Annotated in this window: 21 protein-coding genes, 1 tRNA gene and 1 pseudogene; 19 read left to right on the top strand and 4 right to left on the bottom strand. The window is 61.2% G+C overall.

Annotation, left to right across the window (positions count from 1 at the left end; all coding sequences use genetic code 11):
- Nucleotides 1-9 precede the first annotated feature (9 nt).
- The 13 genes and pseudogenes from rlmH (at nucleotide 10) to EC845_RS04765 (ending at nucleotide 10,481) form a co-directional block, all read left to right on the top strand.
- A complete protein-coding gene (gene rlmH, locus EC845_RS04825) occupies nucleotides 10-489 on the top strand; it encodes a 23S rRNA (pseudouridine(1915)-N(3))-methyltransferase RlmH (protein ID WP_123296043.1) in 480 nt (159 codons plus the stop codon).
- Complete coding sequence (locus EC845_RS04820) at nucleotides 461-1,318, top strand: glycosyltransferase family 25 protein (RefSeq protein ID WP_158615622.1); 858 nt, start codon at nucleotides 461-463, stop codon at nucleotides 1,316-1,318. The genes rlmH and EC845_RS04820 overlap by 29 nt, the downstream gene beginning before the upstream one ends.
- A gap of 49 nt (nucleotides 1,319-1,367) precedes the next feature.
- Nucleotides 1,368-1,979, top strand: a complete 612-nt coding sequence (locus EC845_RS04815) for a nucleoside triphosphate pyrophosphatase (RefSeq protein ID WP_123296041.1) — start codon at nucleotides 1,368-1,370, stop codon at nucleotides 1,977-1,979.
- A 93-nt stretch (nucleotides 1,980-2,072) separates the two neighbouring features.
- A complete protein-coding gene (gene rng / locus EC845_RS04810; RefSeq protein ID WP_123296040.1) occupies nucleotides 2,073-3,599 on the top strand; it encodes a ribonuclease G in 1,527 nt (508 codons plus the stop codon).
- Between the two features lie 344 nt (nucleotides 3,600-3,943).
- Nucleotides 3,944-5,248, top strand: a complete 1,305-nt coding sequence (tolB, locus tag EC845_RS04805) for a Tol-Pal system beta propeller repeat protein TolB (RefSeq protein ID WP_123296039.1) — start codon at nucleotides 3,944-3,946, stop codon at nucleotides 5,246-5,248.
- Nucleotides 5,249-5,369: 121 nt separating this feature from the next.
- A complete protein-coding gene (pal, locus tag EC845_RS04800; protein WP_123296038.1) occupies nucleotides 5,370-5,891 on the top strand; it encodes a peptidoglycan-associated lipoprotein Pal in 522 nt (173 codons plus the stop codon).
- A 7-nt stretch (nucleotides 5,892-5,898) separates the two neighbouring features.
- The gene (gene ybgF, locus EC845_RS04795; protein ID WP_123296037.1) at nucleotides 5,899-6,630 is read left to right on the top strand and encodes a tol-pal system protein YbgF; all 732 of its coding nucleotides are present in this window, start codon (nucleotides 5,899-5,901) and stop codon (nucleotides 6,628-6,630) included.
- 126 nt (nucleotides 6,631-6,756) lie between these two features.
- The gene (locus EC845_RS04790; protein WP_123296036.1) at nucleotides 6,757-7,542 is read left to right on the top strand and encodes a ThiF family adenylyltransferase; all 786 of its coding nucleotides are present in this window, start codon (nucleotides 6,757-6,759) and stop codon (nucleotides 7,540-7,542) included.
- Between the two features lie 45 nt (nucleotides 7,543-7,587).
- A tRNA-Lys gene (locus EC845_RS04785) sits at nucleotides 7,588-7,663 on the top strand.
- Between the two features lie 214 nt (nucleotides 7,664-7,877).
- Nucleotides 7,878-8,212, top strand: a pseudogene (locus EC845_RS04780) (transposase); the annotation flags it as partial.
- A 493-nt stretch (nucleotides 8,213-8,705) separates the two neighbouring features.
- The gene (locus EC845_RS22070) at nucleotides 8,706-9,182 is read left to right on the top strand and encodes a hypothetical protein (protein ID WP_148077248.1); all 477 of its coding nucleotides are present in this window, start codon (nucleotides 8,706-8,708) and stop codon (nucleotides 9,180-9,182) included.
- Between the two features lie 474 nt (nucleotides 9,183-9,656).
- Complete coding sequence (gene imm45 / locus EC845_RS22800) at nucleotides 9,657-10,016, top strand: Imm45 family immunity protein (protein ID WP_123296034.1); 360 nt, start codon at nucleotides 9,657-9,659, stop codon at nucleotides 10,014-10,016.
- Nucleotides 10,017-10,244: 228 nt separating this feature from the next.
- Complete coding sequence (locus EC845_RS04765; RefSeq protein WP_158615620.1) at nucleotides 10,245-10,481, top strand: DUF637 domain-containing protein; 237 nt, start codon at nucleotides 10,245-10,247, stop codon at nucleotides 10,479-10,481.
- A 106-nt stretch (nucleotides 10,482-10,587) separates the two neighbouring features.
- On the opposite strand, the gene EC845_RS04760 is transcribed toward EC845_RS04765, so the two are convergent.
- The gene (locus tag EC845_RS04760) at nucleotides 10,588-10,800 is read right to left on the bottom strand and encodes a hypothetical protein (protein ID WP_123296032.1); all 213 of its coding nucleotides are present in this window, start codon (nucleotides 10,798-10,800) and stop codon (nucleotides 10,588-10,590) included.
- Between the two features lie 677 nt (nucleotides 10,801-11,477).
- Here EC845_RS04760 and EC845_RS04750 point away from each other — a divergent pair.
- From EC845_RS04750 to EC845_RS04740, 4 genes are all read left to right on the top strand, one after another.
- The gene (locus EC845_RS04750; RefSeq protein ID WP_123296030.1) at nucleotides 11,478-11,663 is read left to right on the top strand and encodes a hypothetical protein; all 186 of its coding nucleotides are present in this window, start codon (nucleotides 11,478-11,480) and stop codon (nucleotides 11,661-11,663) included.
- A 134-nt stretch (nucleotides 11,664-11,797) separates the two neighbouring features.
- On the top strand, nucleotides 11,798-12,049 hold the full coding sequence (locus tag EC845_RS04745; RefSeq protein WP_123296029.1) for a hypothetical protein: 252 nt from the start codon (nucleotides 11,798-11,800) through the stop codon (nucleotides 12,047-12,049).
- Between the two features lie 86 nt (nucleotides 12,050-12,135).
- A complete protein-coding gene (locus tag EC845_RS22065; RefSeq protein WP_148077247.1) occupies nucleotides 12,136-12,393 on the top strand; it encodes a hypothetical protein in 258 nt (85 codons plus the stop codon).
- Nucleotides 12,394-12,756: 363 nt separating this feature from the next.
- Complete coding sequence (locus EC845_RS04740) at nucleotides 12,757-13,992, top strand: cation:proton antiporter (RefSeq protein ID WP_199739723.1); 1,236 nt, start codon at nucleotides 12,757-12,759, stop codon at nucleotides 13,990-13,992.
- 1,032 nt (nucleotides 13,993-15,024) lie between these two features.
- Here EC845_RS04740 and EC845_RS04730 read toward each other — a convergent pair.
- Nucleotides 15,025-16,458, bottom strand: coding sequence for a PLP-dependent aminotransferase family protein (locus tag EC845_RS04730; RefSeq protein ID WP_123296027.1), 1,434 nt, complete (start codon nucleotides 16,456-16,458; stop codon nucleotides 15,025-15,027).
- Between the two features lie 118 nt (nucleotides 16,459-16,576).
- On the opposite strand from EC845_RS04730, the gene EC845_RS04725 reads away from it, so the two are divergent.
- The gene (locus EC845_RS04725; RefSeq protein ID WP_123296026.1) at nucleotides 16,577-17,440 is read left to right on the top strand and encodes a DMT family transporter; all 864 of its coding nucleotides are present in this window, start codon (nucleotides 16,577-16,579) and stop codon (nucleotides 17,438-17,440) included.
- Between the two features lie 80 nt (nucleotides 17,441-17,520).
- On the opposite strand, the gene EC845_RS04720 is transcribed toward EC845_RS04725, so the two are convergent.
- Entirely contained in the window at nucleotides 17,521-17,733 is a 213-nt protein-coding gene (locus EC845_RS04720) for a hypothetical protein (RefSeq protein ID WP_123296025.1), read from the bottom strand.
- Nucleotides 17,734-18,336: 603 nt separating this feature from the next.
- On the opposite strand from EC845_RS04720, the gene EC845_RS04715 reads away from it, so the two are divergent.
- A complete protein-coding gene (locus EC845_RS04715; RefSeq protein ID WP_123296024.1) occupies nucleotides 18,337-18,720 on the top strand; it encodes a hypothetical protein in 384 nt (127 codons plus the stop codon).
- Between the two features lie 30 nt (nucleotides 18,721-18,750).
- On the opposite strand, the gene EC845_RS04710 is transcribed toward EC845_RS04715, so the two are convergent.
- On the bottom strand, nucleotides 18,751-19,074 hold the full coding sequence (locus EC845_RS04710) for a hypothetical protein (RefSeq protein WP_123296023.1): 324 nt from the start codon (nucleotides 19,072-19,074) through the stop codon (nucleotides 18,751-18,753).
- Nucleotides 19,075-19,303 lie beyond the last annotated feature (229 nt).

The following is a 19,303-nucleotide window of genomic DNA, read 5'->3' as shown; positions in this document are numbered from 1 at the left end:
GCCCGGCCCATGAAACTGCTGATCGTGGCCGTGGGCCAGCGGGTGCCCGATTGGGCACAGACGGCCTGGGATGACTACGCCAAGCGTTTTCCATCCGAACTCAAGGTCGAGCTGCGCGCCGTCAAGACCGAGCCGAGAGGCTCCAAGACCGTCGAGACGCTTTACGCCGCCGAGCGCGAGCGCATCGAGGCGGCGATCCAGTCCGGCGCAGGCAAACATCCTCGCATCGTCGTGCTCGACGAGCGGGGGACCCCACTGACGACCGTGGCACTCGCCGGCAAGCTCAAGGACTGGCAGCTCGGCGGGGACGATGTCGCCCTGGTCATCGGCGGTCCCGACGGGCTCGACCCGGCCTTCAAGGCGGCTGCCCACGAGCGCATCCGGCTCTCCGACCTGACGCTGCCCCATGCCATGGTGCGTGTGCTGCTGGTCGAGCAGCTCTACCGCGCCTGGTCGGTCAATGCCGGCCATCCCTACCACCGCGAGTGAGCGCGGCCCGGCGCAGCGCCGGCCGCCGCGCGAGGCGCGCACCAGCACCCTGAACACCATCGTGCACCACAACTACTGCGCCTACATCATCAACATGGACCGGTCGCCCGAGCGGCTGCAGGCCATGTCCACATGGCTGGAAGGCTACGGCATGCCCTGGGTGCGTGTGCCCGCCGTCGACGGCCGCGCGCTCGATCTCGACCGTCATCCCGACGTCTCGGTGCAGGGCTATCGCCGCCTGCACGGCAAGGACATCAACCCGGCCGAAGTCGGCTGTTATCTCTCGCACATCCGGGCTTTCGACCAGTTCCTGGCCTCCAGCCACGACTACGCGCTGATCCTGGAGGACGACGCCATGTTTTCCAGCGATCCCGGCGCCGTGCTGAAGGGGCTGATGGATGCGCCTACACGCTGGGACCTCGCCAAGCTCTCGGGTTATCACTCGGGGCGTCCGGTCGCCTTGTCCAGCCTGCCCGACGGCCATGCCCTGTGCGTGCCGCTGACCAAGTACTCGGGCTCCAACGCCTATCTCATCAACCGCCGGGCCGCCGCCATCTATCGCGAGCAACTGCTGCCGATGGACTTGCCCTACGACCATGCGTTCGACCGGGCCTGGCGCTACGGCATCAAGTACCGCATGGTCACGCCGGCGCTGTGTCTGCCGGACGAGTCGGGCACGCTGCCGTCCACCATCTCGGTCTCGGCCCAGCGCCGGCTGCCCTGGTACCGCCGCTTCAGCGTGGTGGCTTACCGCGCGGGCAACGAGCTCTCGCGTGTGCTGTGGGGCACCTGCACCGTGATTCGCCACAAGTTCGGCCTCGAGGCCTGAGCGCCGCCTGCCGACCCGTAGCGGGTCTCACCCAACGACTCCCGACCCCATGCCAGCCGAATTCATCTACCTTGCCTCCCAGAGCCCGCGCCGCCGCCAACTGCTCGAGCAGATGGGCATCGCACACCGCTTGCTGCTGCCCGACGAGAGCGAAGATGCCGAGGCGCTGGAAACCGTTCTGCCGGGAGAACCCCCCGAAGCCTATGTGCGCCGGGTGACCGGGCTCAAGCTCGAGGCCGCCGTGGCGCGGCTGGCGCGGCGCGGACTGCCCGTCGCACCGGTTCTTTGCTCGGACACCACCGTGGCGCTGGACGGCACGATCCATGGCAAACCTGCCGACGTCGACGACGCGGTCCGCATGCTTTCCGCGATGGCGGGGCAGCGCCATCAGGTGCTCACCGCCGTGTCGGTGGCGCCGGGCGGCGCGGCGCCTGCGCTCCAGGCGTTGTCGGTTTCAGACGTGACCTTTGCCGCGATGAGCCCCGCGCAGATCCAGGCCTATGTGGCCAGCGGCGAGCCCATGGGCAAGGCAGGCGCCTACGCCATCCAGGGCCGGGCCGCTGCCCACATCGCCCACATCAGCGGCAGCTACACCGGCATCATGGGCCTGCCTGTCTTCGAGACCGCGGGCCTCTTGCGGCAGATCGGGTTCGTCCTCTGATCCTGCCGCGTCGCGGGGCCGACGCCATCCGGGCCGATCGCCGGGACCGACTCGTGGCATGATCGCCCGACCTTCCCCGATCCCATACCCAGCATGCAGCAGGACATCCTCATCAACTGGTCTCCCCAGGAAACCCGCGTGGCCATCGTCGAAAACGGCGCGGTCCAGGAAATCCATGTCGAGCGCACGCTCGAGCGGGGACTGGTCGGCAACATCTACCTCGGCAAAGTGGTGCGTGTGCTGCCCGGCATGCAGTCGGCCTTCATCGACATCGGCCTCGAGCGTGCGGCATTCCTGCATGTGGGCGATGTCTGGCAACGCCAGCCCGACGGCGTGCACATGGGACTGGTTCGCCATCACCAGAACACCGGCCAGGCCTCGCCCTCGCTGCCGATCGAGAAGCAAGTGTTCGAAGGCCAGTCGCTGCTGGTCCAGGTCATCAAGGAACCCATCGGTACCAAGGGCGCCCGTCTTTCCACCCAGATCAGCCTGGCCGGCCGCCTGCTGGTCTTTCTGCCGCAGGACGACCACATCGGCGTGTCGCAGAAGATCCCGCAGGCGCAGCGCGACGAGTTGCGCCGCCGCCTGCAGGCGCTGGCGGCCGAGCATGTCGCACCGGGCCAGTCCGCAGGGCAGGGCAGCACCGGCGGCTTCATCCTGCGCACCAACGCCGAAGATTCCAGCGACGAAGAGCTCGGCGAGGACATGCGCTATCTGCGCAAGGCCTGGCAGCGCATCCGTGCGGCCGCGCTCAGCCGGCCTGCGGGCTCGCTGGTGCACCAGGACCTGAGCCTGCTGCAGCGGGTGCTGCGCGACCTGTCGGGCGAGGAAACGCAGACCATCCGCATCGACTCGCGCGAACAGTACGAGCTGCTCAAGGTGTTCGGCGAGGAGTTCACGCCCAAGGCCGTTTCCAGGCTTCAGCACTACAAGGGCGAGAGGCCCATCTTCGATCTGTATCGTGTGGACGAGGAGATCGCGCGTGCGCTGGGACGGCGCGTGGATCTCAAATCCGGCGGCTACCTCATCATCGACCAGACCGAGGCCCTCACCACTGTCGACGTCAACACCGGCGGCTACGTCGGTGCACGCAATTTCGACGACACCGTCTTCAAGACCAATCTCGAAGCCGCGCATGCCATCGCGCGCCAGCTGCGCATGCGCAACCTGGGCGGCATCATCATCATCGACTTCATCGACATGGTGCGCGACGACCATCGCACGGCGGTGCTGGCCGAACTGGGCAAGGAGCTCGCGCACGACCGGGTGAAGACCATGGCCGGCGGATTCTCGGCTTTGGGGTTGGTCGAGATGACCCGCAAACGGACACGCGATTCGCTGGCTCACATGCTGACCGAGACCTGCCCGGTCTGCGAAGGGCGCGGGCATGTCAAGACACCGCGCAGCGTGACCTACGACATCCTGCGCGAGATCCTGCGCGAGGCACGCCAGTTCAATCCACGCGAGTTCCGTGTCATCGGTGCACCCAAGGTCATCGAACTTTTCCTCGACGAGGAAAGCCAACATCTCGCAAGCCTGTCGGACTTCATCGGTAAGCCTATTTCTCTACAGAGCGAGACAGCCATGAGCCAGGAGCAGTACGATATCGTGCTGATGTAAATCGCTGCAGACAGGCACTTTTTGGACAAGTGCTTGATCGATAAGGAAGAAGAGACATTCTTTCGCGTGCGGCGACGGGTTGATCAGGAACCAAACTCAAAAATTCGGAACAGAAAATGGCTCACGCCATGATCAAAAGACCGCACAGGATGCGGGGTGTTGGATGTTGCGATGCGATGTGGATGTCTCCACGTTGCCGCCAAACAACAATTTGACCGTGGTAGTCTTTGCATCCTAGAACTGAACTCTGCGATTGCGTGCGCGCTTTGTGGACCACAGGCGATGCTGCGCGAGCATAGGACGGACCAGCCCGAGTTTGAGTTGTTAACGACTGACCCCCAAATATGCATCAGAACAAATTTCTCCAAGCCGGTGTGACGTCGCGCCGCACCGTCGTTTCCGGCCTGTTGGCTGCACCCGCTTTGCCGGCATTGGCGCAGTTCCGTGTCGAGGTCACCGGCGTCGGCATGACCCAGATGCCCATCGCGGTCGCCCCCTTCCGCGGCGAAGACACCAGCACCCAGAAAATCGCCGCCATCATCCAGGCCGACCTCGAACGCAGCGGCCTGTTCCGGGGCGTGAACGCCGCCGGCCAGCAGCTCGACGAGAACTCGCGTCCCGACCTGGCCCCGTGGCGCCAGCGCGGTGCCGACAACCTCGTCACCGGCAGCGTCACGGCTTTGCCCGGTGGCCGTTTCGACGTGCGATTCCGGCTTTGGGACGTGATCCGCGCGCAAGACATGGGTGGCCAGAGCTACTCCATCAGCGCCGCCGATCTGCGCCTGGCCGCTCACCGGGCCGCCGACTACATCTACGAAAAGATCACCGGTGAAAAAGGCGTGTTCGCCACGCGCCTGGCCTATGTCACGCGTGCCGGCCAGCGCTACAGCCTGTGGGTCGCCGACTCCGATGGCGAAAACGCCAAGGTCGCCCTGGCCAGCCCCGAACCCATCATTTCTCCCGACTGGTCGCCGGATGGCCGGCAACTGGCGTACGTGTCGTTCGAATCGCGCAAGCCCGTGGTCTACGTGCACAACGTGGCGACCGGCCAGCGCCGGCTGCTGGCCAACTTCCGTGGCTCCAACAGCGCGCCGGCCTGGTCGCCCGACGGCAACAGCATCGCCGTCACGCTCAGCCGCGACGGCGGCTCGCAACTGTACGTGCTTGCCGCGCAGGGTGGAGAGCCCCGCCGCCTGACCCAGTCGTCGAGCATCGACACCGAGCCCGTCTACTCGCCCGATGGCCAGGGCATCTACTTCGTGAGCGATCGCGGCGGCTCGCCGCAGATCTACCGCATGGGTGCCGGCGGCGGTGCGGCCCAGCGCATCACCTTCAACGGAAGCTACAACATTTCGCCGACGATCAGCGCCGATGGCCGGTCGATGGCGTTCATCTCCCGGGTAGGTGGCGGTTTTCGCCTACATGTGCAGGATTTGCAGAGTGGTACCGTCACGCCCATCACCGAAAGCAACGGCGATGAGAGCCCGAGTTTTGCCCCGAACGGCAAACTGCTGGTCTACGCGACCCGCCAGGGTCGCGAGTCGCTGATGACGACGACGCTCGACGGTCGCATCAAGACCCGCCTGGCGGGCCAGAGTGGCGAGATCCGCGAACCCGCCTGGGGGCCTTACATGAATTGGGGGGCATGACCGGGGGATTCGTCTGCGCCCTGTGCGCAAATGAACAGCGGGGGAGACCGACCACGGGATCATGACCAAAGTTTTTTTGACAAGTGATTGATTTGATTTTTTCAACAGGAGTATTCGCAAAATGATTAAACGTCTGTCCGTGATCAGTCTGGCCCTCGTTCTGGCCGCCTGCGGTTCGAGCACCAAGCTCGACGAAAACGCTGCCGGTGCAGGTATGGGAGCCGGTAGCGGCGCCGGTGCCGGCCAACAAGGTGCCAGCAATGTGCAGTCCGTCGACCTGGGTGCCTCGCAAGGCCGCGGTCGCGGTCCCGCCAATGTGGCCACCACCATCTTCTTCGACTTCGACAGCTTCACCATCCGCGCCGAAGCCCAGCCCATCCTCGAAGCCCATGCCCGTTTCCTGAACGCCAACCGTGGCCGCCAGGTTTCGCTCGAAGGCCACACCGATGACCGCGGTGGCCGCGAATACAACCTGGCCCTCGGCCAGAAGCGTGCAGAAGCCGTCCGCCGTGCGCTGACCCAACTGGGCGTGTCCGACGGCCAGCTCGAAGCCGTGAGCTTCGGCAAGGAAAAGCCCGCCGTGCAAGGTGCCGACGAGTCGGCCTACGCGCAGAATCGTCGCGTCGAACTGAACTACAAGTAATCCATCTATGAGCATCGTGACTGCAGGACGTTACATCCGCACCGCCGTGTTGACTGCAGGCTGTTTCACAGTCCTGCAGGCACATGCCCTTTTTGGCGACGACGAGGCCCGCAAGGCCATTCTCGAGCTGCGCGACCAGGTCACGCAGCTGCGCCAGGACAACACCAACCTGCGCCGCAGCCTGCTCGATCTGCAAAGCCAGATCGATCAGGTTCGGGGCGATGTGGCCAACGTCCGCGGCCAGAACGAGCAGGCCCAGCGCGGCGTGACCGATCTGCAGCGTGCTCAGAAGGAATGGAACGACCGCATCAAGCAGTTCGAGCCTGCGCCCATCAACCTCGATGGCCAGCAGTTCTCGGCCACCCCGGCCGAGCAGCGTGACTACGAATCGGCTTTTGCGACTTTCCGCTCGGGTGATTTCAATGCGGCGCAATCCGCCTTGACGGACTTCGTGCAGCAGAACCCGCGCAGCGGCTACCTGCCTTCGGCGCTGTTCTGGCTGGGCAACGCGCAGTACGCCACCAAGAACTACCAGGAAGCCATCAGCAACTTCCGCAAGCAGCTGACGCTGGCTCCCCAGCACGGCCGCGCTGCGGATGCGCTGCTGTCGATCGCCAACTGCCAGATCGAACTCAAGGACACCAAGGGTGCCCGGGCTTCGCTGGAAGAGCTTTCGCGCACCTACCCTGGAACCGAGGCTGAAAAGGCCGGCCGGGAACGCCTGGCACGCTTGAAGTAAACTCGCCTGCACCCGGCGTCGTTGGCATCCAGCGGCGCTCTGGGAACGGAGCCCGGTTGATCCGCTCAATCGGGCTTTGTCTTTTCTGCCCCGACATTCTGCCCCCGGGCCTTTATTCCTTTCTGCATGACATCCGAGCCGACTCCCGATCTGTCCCGCCGCTTTGGCGGGCTCGAGCGCCTGTATGGCGTTGAAGGCGCGGCGCGTCTGCGTGCCGCATCGGTGGCCGTGATCGGCATCGGCGGCGTGGGCTCGTGGACCGCCGAGGCCCTGGCCCGCAGCGGCGTGGGTGCCATCACGCTGGTCGACATGGACCATGTGGCCGAGTCCAACATCAACCGGCAGCTCCACGCGCTCGACACGACGGTGGGCCAGGCCAAGATCGAGGCCATGGCCGATCGCATACGCCACATCAACCCCGAGTGCCGGCTGACCCTGGTCGACGACTTCGCGAGTCCCGACAACTGGCCGCAGTTGTTGCCCGTGCCGGTCGATGCCGTCGTCGACGCATGCGATCAGGTGCGCACCAAAGTCGCCATGGCCGCCTGGGCACGGCGCCACAAACGACTCTTCATCTCCATCGGTGCAGCCGGCGGCAAACGGCTGGCGCATGCCGTCGATATCCTGGATCTTTCTGAAACCACTCACGATCCGCTGCTCGCCCAGTTGCGCTATCGCTTGCGGCGCGAGCATGCGGCTCCGCGCCAAGGGCGCATCGGCGTGACTTGTGTCTTCAGCCGCGAAGCCGTCGCACCGCCCGACGCCTCGTGCGCCGTGGACGGGGAGGGCGACGGCAGCCTCAACTGCAGCGGCTATGGCTCGTCGGTCGCCGTCACCGCCACCTTCGGGATGACCGCCGCCGGTTGGATTTTGGATGCCTTGAGCCGAAAGGCTCAAAAAATGACGCTATAATCTAAGTCTTCGCTGTATGCAGTGTCTGCACTGTATTCAGAGGTTGGGACGTTAGCTCAGTTGGTAGAGCAGCGGACTTTTAATCCGTAGGTCGCGCGTTCGAGTCGCGCACGTCCCACCACGAAAATTCAATAAGATCAAAGGCCTTTCGCGTGAGCGACGGGCCTTTTTTCTTTGCTCGCTCGCTTTTTGCGGAACAGTGTTCCGCAAATCTATCAGAGAGGCAGCACTTTTTTGCCCAACTTGTGACGGATGGAGTTTGCTGTCATGACCTGCCCCCTGACAGCCATACCATTTGAATGGAAGTGAGGTCCGTCAGAGCTGGAGTGACGGATATGAGGAAGAGTCGATTCACGGAACAGCAGATCATCGAATTCTTGAAGCAGGCCGAGTCAGGCCTGGCAGTCAAGGAGGTCTGCCGCCAAGGCGGGTTCAGCGAACCCACGTTTTACAAGTGGCGCTCGAAGTACGGTGGGATGGAGGCCGATGAAGCCCGCCGTCTGAAGAATTTGGAAGTCGAGAACGCCCGGCTCAAGAAGTTGTTGGCCGAGGCTCATCTTGACCTGGAAGCGCTCAAAGTCGTCTTCGGCGTAAAGCGCTAGCCCCGCAGGACAAGCGCAAGGCCATTGCCATGATGCTGGAGGACACCCAGATATCGGAGCGAAGGGCTTGGTCGTCTTGTGGAACTGTCCCGAGATGCCCGGCGCCAGTGGGTCACTTTTACTTCGGCGCTGTGGGTCAGTTTTACATCGGCGCTAACACCATAAGCCCGACCCACTAACTACCGACGCAGGATCAGTTAACCTGCAGACCCCTGGATCTCATCTTCAATGATTGGTATGCCTACACGGGGCAGGTCAAGCGCCGCCCGCTCAATGGTTAGACTATGCTTCACACGGCGTACATCGAGCGGCCGCGATACGCGCTTCATGTCGGCGTCCAACGGCTACGATGGGGTCAAAGGCGGTCGCGGATACACAAGAGATAATCCGAGGCCGTACTCGCCGCCTCCTTCGAGCGCTGTCTTAGGGGACAACCATTGGAATTACCATTTTTATTGGACAAGCATCTATTTTCATCAGCCCGATTGGATTGGAGCCCAGCTAATCATGTACAGATATATGCCTCCTAAGTCGTCAGTGTGGGGCCATCGACTCAGCCGAATGAATCTACAAACGGCACAAAAGCGTTGGCAGGACTTCCTCGTGCGCGCGGGTCAGGAAAATTCTGAGCCATTGATCTGGCTATCTAGCTGGACTGATGATGAAGGAAAACTCTCTGTCTATGAGAAGCTGATTGGAAGTGAGATCGACAGACGACGAAGCAATGGCATCACGAAGAATCAAGCGGAAGCATGCCTTTCTCAGTTGATAAGAGAAGAAATTTTTCCGCACCCCATGTCCAGTTCGACGATTCAAATTTCCTATGATTATGAGATCACCGAGTGGAAAGTTGAGGGAGTACAGCCTCATATACCTTCAAAGTTCCGCCTGCGATTGGGCTGGCATCCCAGCCTGGGCACCGAACTATACTTCAACTCCATTCAGCAATTCGAACAAATTAAGCGCTATCTTTTGGATGCCGGATTGTGCAAGCTAAATGAAAAGCATCTCTTGCTGATGAAGCGCATACCAAAATAATCCGCGCGGTCATTAACATGTTGACAACAGCATATTGTCTGCAGTCGGCGACCGCTGTGAGCGCTTCCCAAGACATGACCGAGGGGCCAAAAGCAGACACCCGAATGAGTAAAGATAGCCCACCAAAACTTGTACTATACCGTGCCGTAGGCGAAGTTTTGTACCAGCTGTGGGATCCCATCGGTCTTGCTCACGTCCCTGAAGCCCGCAGTGGGTGGCCGTAATTAAACAAGCGGCCGTAGAAGCTGCAAGCATTCACGGGATGCAGAAAGATAGTTTTCTGTCAAAAATAAGTGGTCGAGATGTTTATGAATCCGCCGTGGATGGGGAGCTATACGCTCTCGATACACAAAACGGACGATTTGAGCGGGTCAATCCAAAGACAGGTAGGCGTGAGGGAGAGTTTTGGATGTACGATCTTCGCGCTATTGAGGATTGTATTGATAAATCAGGTGGTCACGACCTGAGGATAAAATGATGTGGGTTAAATTGATAGATTTTGAGAGAAGATCCCTTCGCAGAGGATCTTTGATTAAATTCCACGCGGGCTATCCGTTTGAGGATGAGGTTGTCATGATGGTGTGCAGTTCTCCGGAGGGTTCGTTGAATCCGGCGCTAATTACCATAACAGGGCATAAGGCCGGTATAAATTGCTATGTTGCATTTCCTTCGGAAGCGCAGTGTGAAGGGGTTTTTCTGGATGTTAAATGGCTAATTGATAACTGGGCGAAATGGGTATGGCCAGAAGGGAGTGCTGAGGATGTATGGGCTTCCGGCCCCATGTCTGTAGACAGCATAGTTTTGGGCCCATCCAGTCAAGCGCCAACTAATTGATCGCAACTGCGAGCCGATGCTGAGGCAAGCGCTGACCGAGTAGGCGATGATGCGGCGTTGAGCTATGTGGACTACAGAGCGGGCAAGGTGGTCAGCAGGCTGCTGAACAATCTGAACAGAATATTCAAAATCTATATAGTAATTTGATCGAGGCAGAGTTGACGGTGGGAGCGCTGAACAAGATCAGGGAGCTCGACAGCATCAAGAATCTGCAGGGCAGCGAAAGCTGTGAGCGACAAGCTCACGCTCAACCTGAGCAATGCCGGAGGCCGGTCTCTGATAAACACGGCAATAACAGGCGGCAGCCTCGAAGGCGCGATCCAGGATGCGCTAATGGGGGCGTTGGTGGATACGGCTCATGGAGAAGTGGCCAGCCAGATCAAGGTGCTGGAGTCGGAGTACTTGGCGCACAAACTCGCCCATGCGCTGCACGGGCCGTGCGCCAGGCGCGGCTGCCCTGCTTGAAGGATGTGTAGGCAACATCGCACAGCTGCGGGCAAGGGGGACGAGGTGTCCCGACTGTCAATTGCCGAAGTGCGGAGGCGGCAGGGCGATGCCGATCAAGCGATGATCAGTTCGCAGCTCTGAGTGCGAATTGGCTGGCGCGGGACTGTCGTGCGCGCAACTGCGACTCATGGATGGCGCCTGGGCGCACCAAGTGCAGTTGGCCCGTGGAAAGGCTCTTGTACATACGCCTGCGGCTGAAAAGCAGCTTGGCCCAAAGAGGGCGGGCGACGCGTGCGTACTCTTCACCATCCATTTGCTGCAGTTTGAACGACACCATGTCAATCTCCTGAAGGCGAATAGTGTCGGATCAGTCCTACAGATGGTCAACGGCCCAAAAAATGATACTTAGGAATTAATAGGGCCTGTTCAGACCGCGAGTCGGCCGGAAAACAAAGTCGCATCCTGCCACCATGGAAGCGGGCTGTGGTTGTCGCTCTCCGCAATCGGTGAAGCACTTTTTGCCCGTGGCGGATCGCACTCGATCCAGTAGAACGTCATCGAGGCCTTGTTCTCGCGGTGGAACGCCTCGATCGACGCCGCGAGAATTCGTCTGTTCCTGTCCGTGTCAGGGATCCACTTCCCCTGTCTTTGGAGGGTCTCGGCTCCGTAGCCCGTGCCCCATGCAAGTCTGATCCTCGGCATTTTCGATTTTCACCCTCGTTAGGTCTGGCAATGGCAAGCAGCATTCATAAATGAAGCATGAGCCCTGCTCGAAGCCTTGCAAAGCGGTGTATCCCGTACCTATTTTTTCACTTCGGCACGCCACAGACGCACCCCCGTGCATGCCCGGCCTGAACGAGCCAAGTCCGTCGCGTAGGCCAATCTCCCTATCTTGAAAACTGCGGTACATGGACCTCATCATTGACCGCGCAACGGCTTACGCTATGGGCAGTGCTCGTCGCCCGCGACTCCGTGAGCCATGTTCAAGGGAAACAAAAAATGATGGAAATTCGAATGGCGTGGTCCGTCTTGCTGCGCAAGGACGCTGCTGGGAACACGATCTCGGCCAGCGCCTGGGAACCGGACGACGCCATCGCCCGTGCAGAGCTCGCGCGCATCATCGAAGTCGCCAACCAGAACTATGGCGCCCGCTCGCATTGGCTCGAGGAGCGTTCAAGCCGCCGCGGATTGTTTGTCTGACTTCCGCTCGTACGGCCGATGAGCCGTCTGAGTACCCTGATCAAGGTACGAACCATTTGCAAAGGTTGTGACAGTTCTCATTCCGAGCGTGAATTCTTGAGTCGTCCTCCTAAGATGAATTTTTTGGAGGCGTCATGTCACAGATCCGAATTCACTGGTCCACACCGGGACGCAAGAACGAGTACGGCGTTCCCGTGTATTCGGGAAGGTGGATGGATCGAACCAAGCGGTCGCAAGAGAATCTGGAGTTCATGGTCGAGGTCGCCTGCGAGATCCACGGTGCGGGCAGCCATTGGATCGAGAGGCGCAAGTCGCCGGGTACCGCGTCCCCGAACCCGAGCGTCACGGATATCGCCTTGACCACCCGCCATCTATTCAGGCGCTAGGGGCCTTCGAGCGCTGCTCGCGTCCTCCAGGCCGCATATACAGGTCCAGACAATCGGCATACCATCCGATCTTTGAGGTGGCCGCCATGAAGCAAATCCGCATTCGTTGGTCTATCGAAGGCCGTTCAGATGTTCGAGGTCACTCCCTGCATGTCACGCGTTGGATGGAGAGTACGGCATCCGCACGTGCCAATCTGGATGCGATGGCCCATGCGGCATGCGAAATCCATGGGCAGGGCACGCATTGGGTCGAAGTCAGGGATTCGTGTGAGTCGATCTTCCGCCCACCGATCCTCCATGCACGGGATCTGCACGCCAAAGTCGGCTTCGACAAGCCATCCTGAGCTTGGGCCATGCGACTCGGCATCGCGCCGGCGTTCACCGGCGAGGGTGGGGCGCCGACATCTCCTGCCTGCTGACGTTTTGTGCTGTACCGCCGGTCGACCGATGGATGAGCCGCATCGTCGGGACTGGATTTGATGCTGCCCGCGTTTTCAGCCATGGTCTGCGCAGCATGACCGATGGCATCACGGCGTGGACATGACGCTGGACGAGTCCGCACTCGGCCTGCAAGGAGAGACGGATGGCCTGCGGCCCATGCGTGCATTCGGTGTTTATTTGCTTCTAAAAATTAATCATTTTTCATCATTCGATGATATGTTGCATTGCAGCATAGAATGGGCGCTCTGCAGTCGTAGGAGAGATCGATGCACCCATTGCTGGTCGCTGGTGCCGACGCGCTGTTGTTTGTCCTGCTTCCCTGGATACTTTGGCGTATGGTCAGCCGTTCGATTCCGCTTGCCGTTCTACCGATCCTCATCGGGCTCGGGCTGGCCTGGGCAGACATACTGCCCGCTTCGTTGGGCGTTCCCTCCGAGATCGGAAGCACGGTCGGTTTTGTCGGTGTCCTCATCCTTGCTTTCTCTGCAGGCCTGGAAATGAGGCACAGCCCCGAGGATGCTTCAGGCAAGGTCGCCGAAGATCTGAATCCTTCGGTCGGGCGACTGCTGCTCAGCGCAGGCGTGGCACTGGCATTGCCCTTTGCGGTGGGCACGATGGCGGCGCAGTACTTCCTGCAAGAGATGCCCGAGTGGCTATCGCCCAAGGGCCATGGATGGTTGGGGGCGATGGCCATCGGGCTGTGCGTGGCGGTGAGTGCTCTTCCGGTTCTTGTCGGCGTGGTCAGAGAGCTCGGCCCCGCTCACCGATCGCTGGGCAAGGTCGCGCTGAGTGTTGCCGTGATCGACGACGCCGTTCTCTGGATCGGGCTGGCCGCTTTGATCTTTGTCGCCAACGGCGGCGTGGCGGCGGGTTCACTCGATGGCACGGCCGCACTGGCGCTCGTTGCGCTGGCGGCATTGCTGGGTCTTGGGTTTGCGGCGAAGCGTCTGCCGACCCCACCTGCGCGCGTGATCTGGCTGCTGTTGCCGGCGTATCTGGCTGTCGGCGCATGGTCCAGTGCGCAACTGGGCCTGCATGCATTGCTGGGTGCTTATTTCGCCGGTGCTGTCATACCCCCGGCGTGGGTACGCCGCATTCCCGTCGAACGGCTCGGCATGTTTGCGCTGCTCGGCCTTGCGCCTCTGTTCTTTGGCCACAGCGGGTTGCGGATCGATGGCAATGCGTTGAGCAGCACGGCTCTGGTGGCGTCCATCGGCCTGCTTGGTCTGTCTTTCGCCTCCAAGCTGGTCGCCGTACTTCTGTACCCGCCTGCCAAGTTCGAATCCTTGCGAGACACGCTGGCGGTCGGGTCGCTGCTTCAGTGCAAGGGCTTGATGGAGATCGTGGCCGCAACCATCCTTCTCGATCAGCAACTGATCTCGACGCATGCGTATGCCGCTCTGGTGACCCTGGCCGTGATGTCGACAGCCCTGACGGGGCCGGTTTTCCACTTGTTCCGGTCCAAGACTCGCCGTGCCGACAGCGCGTACGAGAGCCCTTAGGCCGCCGCTGACACCGAACGCGCCTGAACCTGCCGAGACCTTCCTGCGATCGGTACGGGCGGCCGATGGAAGGAGGCGCTAATGAGCAGCCGCCCACAGCGTTGCCGCAATACCGATCGAGGCTGCGGCGACCAGGACGAGCGCAGCCCGCCGACGGCGGCGTTTCTTGCCGTCTGATTCGATAGAGATGAGGAAGGTCAAGTGCTTCCCCGTGTAAGCCGGAAGTGTGGGGTCATCGCTCATGGCGCAGATGGTACCCGACCGGCTGCCGGCACCGACAGTCAGGGGGATTACCGGTGCGCCTCGGCGACAGGCCCGGGCACTGCCGAGATCCAGCTCGCGCTTGCGTGAGGCCCCGATGGCGTACAGCGGTCGAGCCCCTGCGCGGCCTGGGGCAAGGGTCAAGACCGGGCCGTGGGCGCAGGCAGGCGAGGTCCCTCAGGCCACTTCAGCGTGCTCCGCAAAAAGCCATCATCGATCGATGAAAAAATGAGTGGCCGGTTTTGTGAAAAATGGCATCATGCGAACGCAGCGCATGACTGCGTAGAGGAGGGGGGGGGGGAATGCCAATAGACAGCGCCATCAGATATTCGTTTGACGCGGGAGGCCAAGGTGCCTTTCTCGCAAACCTGGACCCATCGGTTCTTTTCAGCGTCAAACGACGCAAGGAATACATCCTTGGGCATTTGCAGGAGAAGCTGCTCGATCCCATGCTGACACTCGCGACCGAAGTGACCGCCACCAGCGACGACGAGTTGCATGTGAGGACCGCGATCGGCGAGTCCTACCTGCGATTTCGTTGGGGGTCCGACGACCACCGGCTCATCGGCTTGCTGGTTCTGGAGGCTCGGCATACCGGTCTGCGCGGTCAGCATCACTGCAAAAGGACTGGGAAGTTCGCATCTTTCCCGACAGGATTCCGACCTATGTCTTCGATGGGAATGAATTCGGTCTGCAAGGCGACTGGGCCGAGGACGCCTACGTCCTGGCGGCCAAGGTCATCGCCCATCACACCAATCTGGCTGCGCTCGCTTAGCCGGCTTTCCCGGCAGGTGCGGGTCTTGGCTGGCTCTTGGCCGGGGCCGATGGGGAGAGCGCGCGGCCGAGTACTTTGAACACGCGTTCATCGGCCGACTGCGCGACGTTGAAGCGCATGAAGTCGCCAGCGCTCAGGGATAGGCTGAATGCATTGCCCGGCGCAACGACGACACCGTCTTTCAGACAGGCCCTCGCAACCCCTGCGGCATCGATGCCTTTCGGCAGCCTGCACCACAGAAACATCCCGGCATTGGGCACGAGCCACGGCGTGATGTCCAATTTCTCGAGCCGTGCGGCCGTCCTGTCCATCTGTTCCGACAATCGAAGACGAACCGATTCCATGTGTTTGCGGTAACCGCTGTCGGTCAGCGTTCTCAAGACGATTTCGGCTGCCAGCCGGCCTCCGCCAAAGGTGGTTGCGATTTTCAGATCGGACAGGCCTTCGATCCATTCCGGTTTGGCCGCGATGTAGCCGCATCTCACCGATGCGGAGACCGACTTGGAGAAACTGCCGATGTGAATCACCCGCGTCAGTCCGTCGAAAGCGGCAAGTCGTGGGGCAGGGCTGTTTTCGAAATCGGCAAAGATGTCGTCCTCGACAATGACGAGCTCCGACGGGTCCACCAGTTTCAGCAGCCGATGGGCCACCAGCGAGGAAAGGGTTGCGCCGGTCGGGTTGTGGATGCCGGAGTTCGTGATGTACAGCCGCGGTGCATGTTCGCGCAGGGCCGATTCGAATTTCTGAAGGTCGGGTCCGTTCGGCGTGTACGGCACGCCGATCGCATGAACCTGATGTGCCTTCAACAAGGCGTGAAAGTTGAAGTAACAGGGATCGTCGACCAGGACCTTGTCGCCTGGTTTCAGCAGGAACCGGCAAATCAGGTCGATGGCGTGCGTACCGGATTCGGTGAGCACGATTTGTTCGGGTGACGCGTCGATTCCGGTCACGGCCATCCGTCGTGTCAGCAGCTGACGTAACCCGGGGTGCCCGAGTGGCGTGGCGTAATCGGTCAGCTCCAGCGATTCGGCGCGGGCCTGCGCACGCAATGCACGGCGTATGCCATCCTCGTACAGCCAAGAGGTGGGCAGCCAGCCGCAGCCGGGTTTGAGTACCGACCGATGGCTTTCCAACGACTGGCGAGATACCCAGAGTGGATCGACTTCTCGATCCAGCCTGGGGCCGATTTCCGTCAAGGCCAGCGGGGCCACAGAGCCCGCGACGTAGAAACCGGCGCCGGGGCGCGAAGTGATGACGCCCTCGGCTGCAAGCCGCTCGTAGGCCTCCACGATCGTGGACACGGATAGCTTCAGAGCCTGTGCTTGAGCCCTTACCGATGGCAGGCGTGCGCCAGGCAGGTCGGTTCGCGATGCGATCCTGGCCCGTATCTTGGCCATGACCTGCTCGATGAGCGTCCCGGTTCGTGTCATGCTTCTGCCCACTGTATTGGTTTTGTATGCATAACAGTATCGTAAAGGTGTACTGGATTGTGTCTGGACGCGCCGGCGCTGCCGCGCTGTACTCGAGTCTCGTATCAAGGAGACTCCCGTGCAAGACAAGACGAACGGCTGGTTGAACGGCTTCATCGGCGTCGCCATCTTTGCCGGCTCGCTGCCGGCCACCCGTGTCGCAGTCGCCGATCTGAACCCGATGTTCCTCACTTCGGCCCGGGCAACCCTTGCGGCCTTGCTGGGTCTGGCGTTTCTGCTCCTGTTGCGTCAGCCGCGCCCTTCGCTCGCCGATTCGCCGTCGCTTGCGCTCACCGCCGTGGGCGTGGTGGTCGGCTTTCCTCTGTTGACCGCACTGGCCTTGCAGCATGTTTCATCGGCGCATTCCATCGTCTTCCTGGGCCTGCTTCCCCTGAGCACCGCCGTATTTGCCGTCCTGCGCGGAGGCGAACGTCCTCGCCTGCCTTTCTGGGTGTTCTCGGTCGCCGGCGCGGCGTTCGTCGCCGGTTACGCTGCCCTGGGTGGGCTCGAGGCATCGCTGCAGGGCGACCTCTTGATGTTGGGCGCGATCGTCGTGTGTGGTCTGGGCTATGCCGAAGGCGCGCGGCTATCGCGCAAGCTGGGCGGATGGCAAGTGATCAGCTGGGCTCTGGTGCTTTCCTTGCCCGCCATGCTGCCCATCGCTTGGCTCTCGATGCCTGCATCGTTCGAGTCCGTGGGCACTCGGGCCTGGATCGGGTTCGGTTATGTGTCGATCTTCAGCATGCTGATCGGCTTTGTCTTCTGGTATCGCGGCCTGGCGCAAGGCGGAATTGCCGCCGTGGGGCAACTGCAGTTGCTTCAACCTTTCATGGGCCTGGGCTGGGCTGCCGTCCTGCTGCACGAAACAGTGAGTTGGACGATGCTCTGGGTCACGCTGGCCGCGGTCGCGTGCGTCGCTGGGGCCAAGAAATACGCCAGATGACTCTCGCGTCCGAGCAAGTGATCACCCCTGTCGTCAACGACAGCCTGTTCCGGGGGTGAGCGCGTCACGAGGGACGCGGCTCAGCTCCGTTCCTTGATCTCGAACTGGCTGGCCCGGGCCTGCCGATCGTTGGCCTCGGCCTGTTCGATCTCGAGCGACGGCACCAGGATCAGAGCGCCTGTCAGCAGGGACTTGAAAAGCCGGCGATTGCCGAAGAACAGCTTGGCCCATAGCGGGCGGGCGACACGCGTGTACTCGTCGCCGCGAGTGTGGCGAAGTTTGAAAGACACCATTCCCATCTCCTTGGAGTGCGGAATTGTGAGATTTGTCCTACACGCAGTCAAGTATTACTCGGGTCGATGCCAGGCTCCTGCCCATCGCCTCGGCACCGATCCTCGAACCGGGGTTCATCTCGCCCACGCCGGCCTCGCCGTTGCGCGACGGGCTGCGCCGCCTGCGATGCACCGGCGGATTTCCGTCGTCAATGACCGGAAGGCTTCAGGAGATCCCTTCGCTGAAGCAAGACTTCACAATTTGTAGGTAAAAATAGTTACTTTTGGGCTTAGATTTATGACTCGTATCTCATAGATTCTCAAATCCAGACAACAAGGCGAGTCATGAAACAAATCCCGATCGGGTGGCCGGTTGCCGTGAGGCAAGGCCGCTACGGCGACACCGTGTTCGGTTGCGGCCGGGAACCCGTGAGCCGAGCGCGTGCCACGCGTTTCGGCGGCGGGCGGGCACCCCTTCAACGATAGCCACTGGCTGGAAGAGTGTCCTGTCGGGCAGGGGACTGTCCGTCGGTGGGTCGGGTGCTCGGTGACGCCTTGGCGCCTTTGAAGCCCATAGGCCGTTGGCATTGAGCGTCGTCTGCTGCAGCGCCTGTTTCAAAATTTATGCAAAACAATGAAATCCGTTTTCCCATCACCGTTGCAGGTCTCGAAAACGAAATGGAACTCAAGGCGCTGCTTCAGCGGTCTTTCAAGAATCAGAAGGGCGAACTGCGAGGCCCGCTGCGCGCACTGCTGAACGTATCCACCGGCTACAACAAGGCCGTGCTGCAGCATCTGCAGATCCAGTGGGTCAAAGTCATCGGCAGGAAGGTCAGGGTGCGGTACTTTGCCGAGTTCATGTTCACGGCCGAAAAGGAAAACGAGGTCTACTTCGTCGAGTCCTCACACGAGGTCACGGGCCGCATCGAGGGCTTGTTTCTCGTCTTCGACCTGGCTGGCGAGACCGATCCGGAACCTGCGAGCAGCCCGCCTCGAGAGCCGGAATGACCCGCACGGCAGGAGCCGGAACACCCGAGCCTATGCCCAGTCAGAGAAACAATCAAACCCCGCGGCACGCGGTGCCCGCGTTTTTCCGGCGCCGATCGGATGGGATGACGTGGGAAACTCGTCGATGAGATGACGTGCGCGCCGCTCGGTTTTTTTGACGGCGTCGGACCAATCCAGCCATTCCGCCGTATGTTCTTCGAGGAAGGTCATCGCGCCGCTGTCGGTATCGGGTGCCAGGTAGATCCGTACACCCTGCGGAGCAGGTATGCCATTGAGCCAGCGTCCGATGAGGACCATGGTCGCATTTTTGTATTTGAGGTATTGCGGGCTGGAGCGATCATATGAATCGAACATCTAACTCCTGTCTTTGTTGTTGGAATACCTCATTTGTAACATTTGAAGTCGATGGGCCGCGTAGTCGTCTGCCGCATGGAAATGTGCGGCGGTGTCTGAAATCGCTGACGCGGGGGATGGCGGTTGCCGGTGGGCCTGGAGCGAGCAAGACGAGCACGGCAGGCGCTGCACGATACCCGTTTCCTACTGTATGGATACCCCTGAGTTTTCGTTCAAACTCGGCTGGGGG

It is taken from the genome of Comamonas sp. BIGb0124, assembly GCF_003752175.1.
Lineage (GTDB): Bacteria > Pseudomonadota > Gammaproteobacteria > Burkholderiales > Burkholderiaceae_C > Comamonas_F.
Note: the sequence above shows the minus strand (reverse complement) of the source record. Positions and strands in the feature narration are given on the sequence as shown.

Bases quoted from the DNA above. Each gene is read 5' to 3' on its own strand.
- rlmH (WP_123296043.1), top strand. From the start codon at position 10: ATGAAACTGCTGATCGTGGCCGTGGGCCAGCGGGTGCCCGATTGGGCA.
- EC845_RS04820 (WP_158615622.1), top strand. From the start codon at position 461: ATGCCGGCCATCCCTACCACCGCGAGTGAGCGCGGCCCGGCGCAGCGC.
- EC845_RS04815 (WP_123296041.1), top strand. From the start codon at position 1,368: ATGCCAGCCGAATTCATCTACCTTGCCTCCCAGAGCCCGCGCCGCCGC.
- rng (WP_123296040.1), top strand. From the start codon at position 2,073: ATGCAGCAGGACATCCTCATCAACTGGTCTCCCCAGGAAACCCGCGTG.
- tolB (WP_123296039.1), top strand. From the start codon at position 3,944: ATGCATCAGAACAAATTTCTCCAAGCCGGTGTGACGTCGCGCCGCACC.
- pal (WP_123296038.1), top strand. From the start codon at position 5,370: ATGATTAAACGTCTGTCCGTGATCAGTCTGGCCCTCGTTCTGGCCGCC.
- ybgF (WP_123296037.1), top strand. From the start codon at position 5,899: ATGAGCATCGTGACTGCAGGACGTTACATCCGCACCGCCGTGTTGACT.
- EC845_RS04790 (WP_123296036.1), top strand. From the start codon at position 6,757: ATGACATCCGAGCCGACTCCCGATCTGTCCCGCCGCTTTGGCGGGCTC.
- EC845_RS22070 (WP_148077248.1), top strand. From the start codon at position 8,706: ATGAATCTACAAACGGCACAAAAGCGTTGGCAGGACTTCCTCGTGCGC.
- imm45 (WP_123296034.1), top strand. From the start codon at position 9,657: ATGATGTGGGTTAAATTGATAGATTTTGAGAGAAGATCCCTTCGCAGA.
- EC845_RS04760 (WP_123296032.1), bottom strand. From the start codon at position 10,800: ATGGTGTCGTTCAAACTGCAGCAAATGGATGGTGAAGAGTACGCACGC.
- EC845_RS04750 (WP_123296030.1), top strand. From the start codon at position 11,478: ATGGCGTGGTCCGTCTTGCTGCGCAAGGACGCTGCTGGGAACACGATC.
- EC845_RS04745 (WP_123296029.1), top strand. From the start codon at position 11,798: ATGTCACAGATCCGAATTCACTGGTCCACACCGGGACGCAAGAACGAG.
- EC845_RS22065 (WP_148077247.1), top strand. From the start codon at position 12,136: ATGAAGCAAATCCGCATTCGTTGGTCTATCGAAGGCCGTTCAGATGTT.
- EC845_RS04740 (WP_199739723.1), top strand. From the start codon at position 12,757: ATGCACCCATTGCTGGTCGCTGGTGCCGACGCGCTGTTGTTTGTCCTG.
- EC845_RS04730 (WP_123296027.1), bottom strand. From the start codon at position 16,458: ATGACACGAACCGGGACGCTCATCGAGCAGGTCATGGCCAAGATACGG.
- EC845_RS04720 (WP_123296025.1), bottom strand. From the start codon at position 17,733: ATGGTGTCTTTCAAACTTCGCCACACTCGCGGCGACGAGTACACGCGT.
- EC845_RS04715 (WP_123296024.1), top strand. From the start codon at position 18,337: ATGCAAAACAATGAAATCCGTTTTCCCATCACCGTTGCAGGTCTCGAA.
- EC845_RS04710 (WP_123296023.1), bottom strand. From the start codon at position 19,074: ATGTTCGATTCATATGATCGCTCCAGCCCGCAATACCTCAAATACAAA.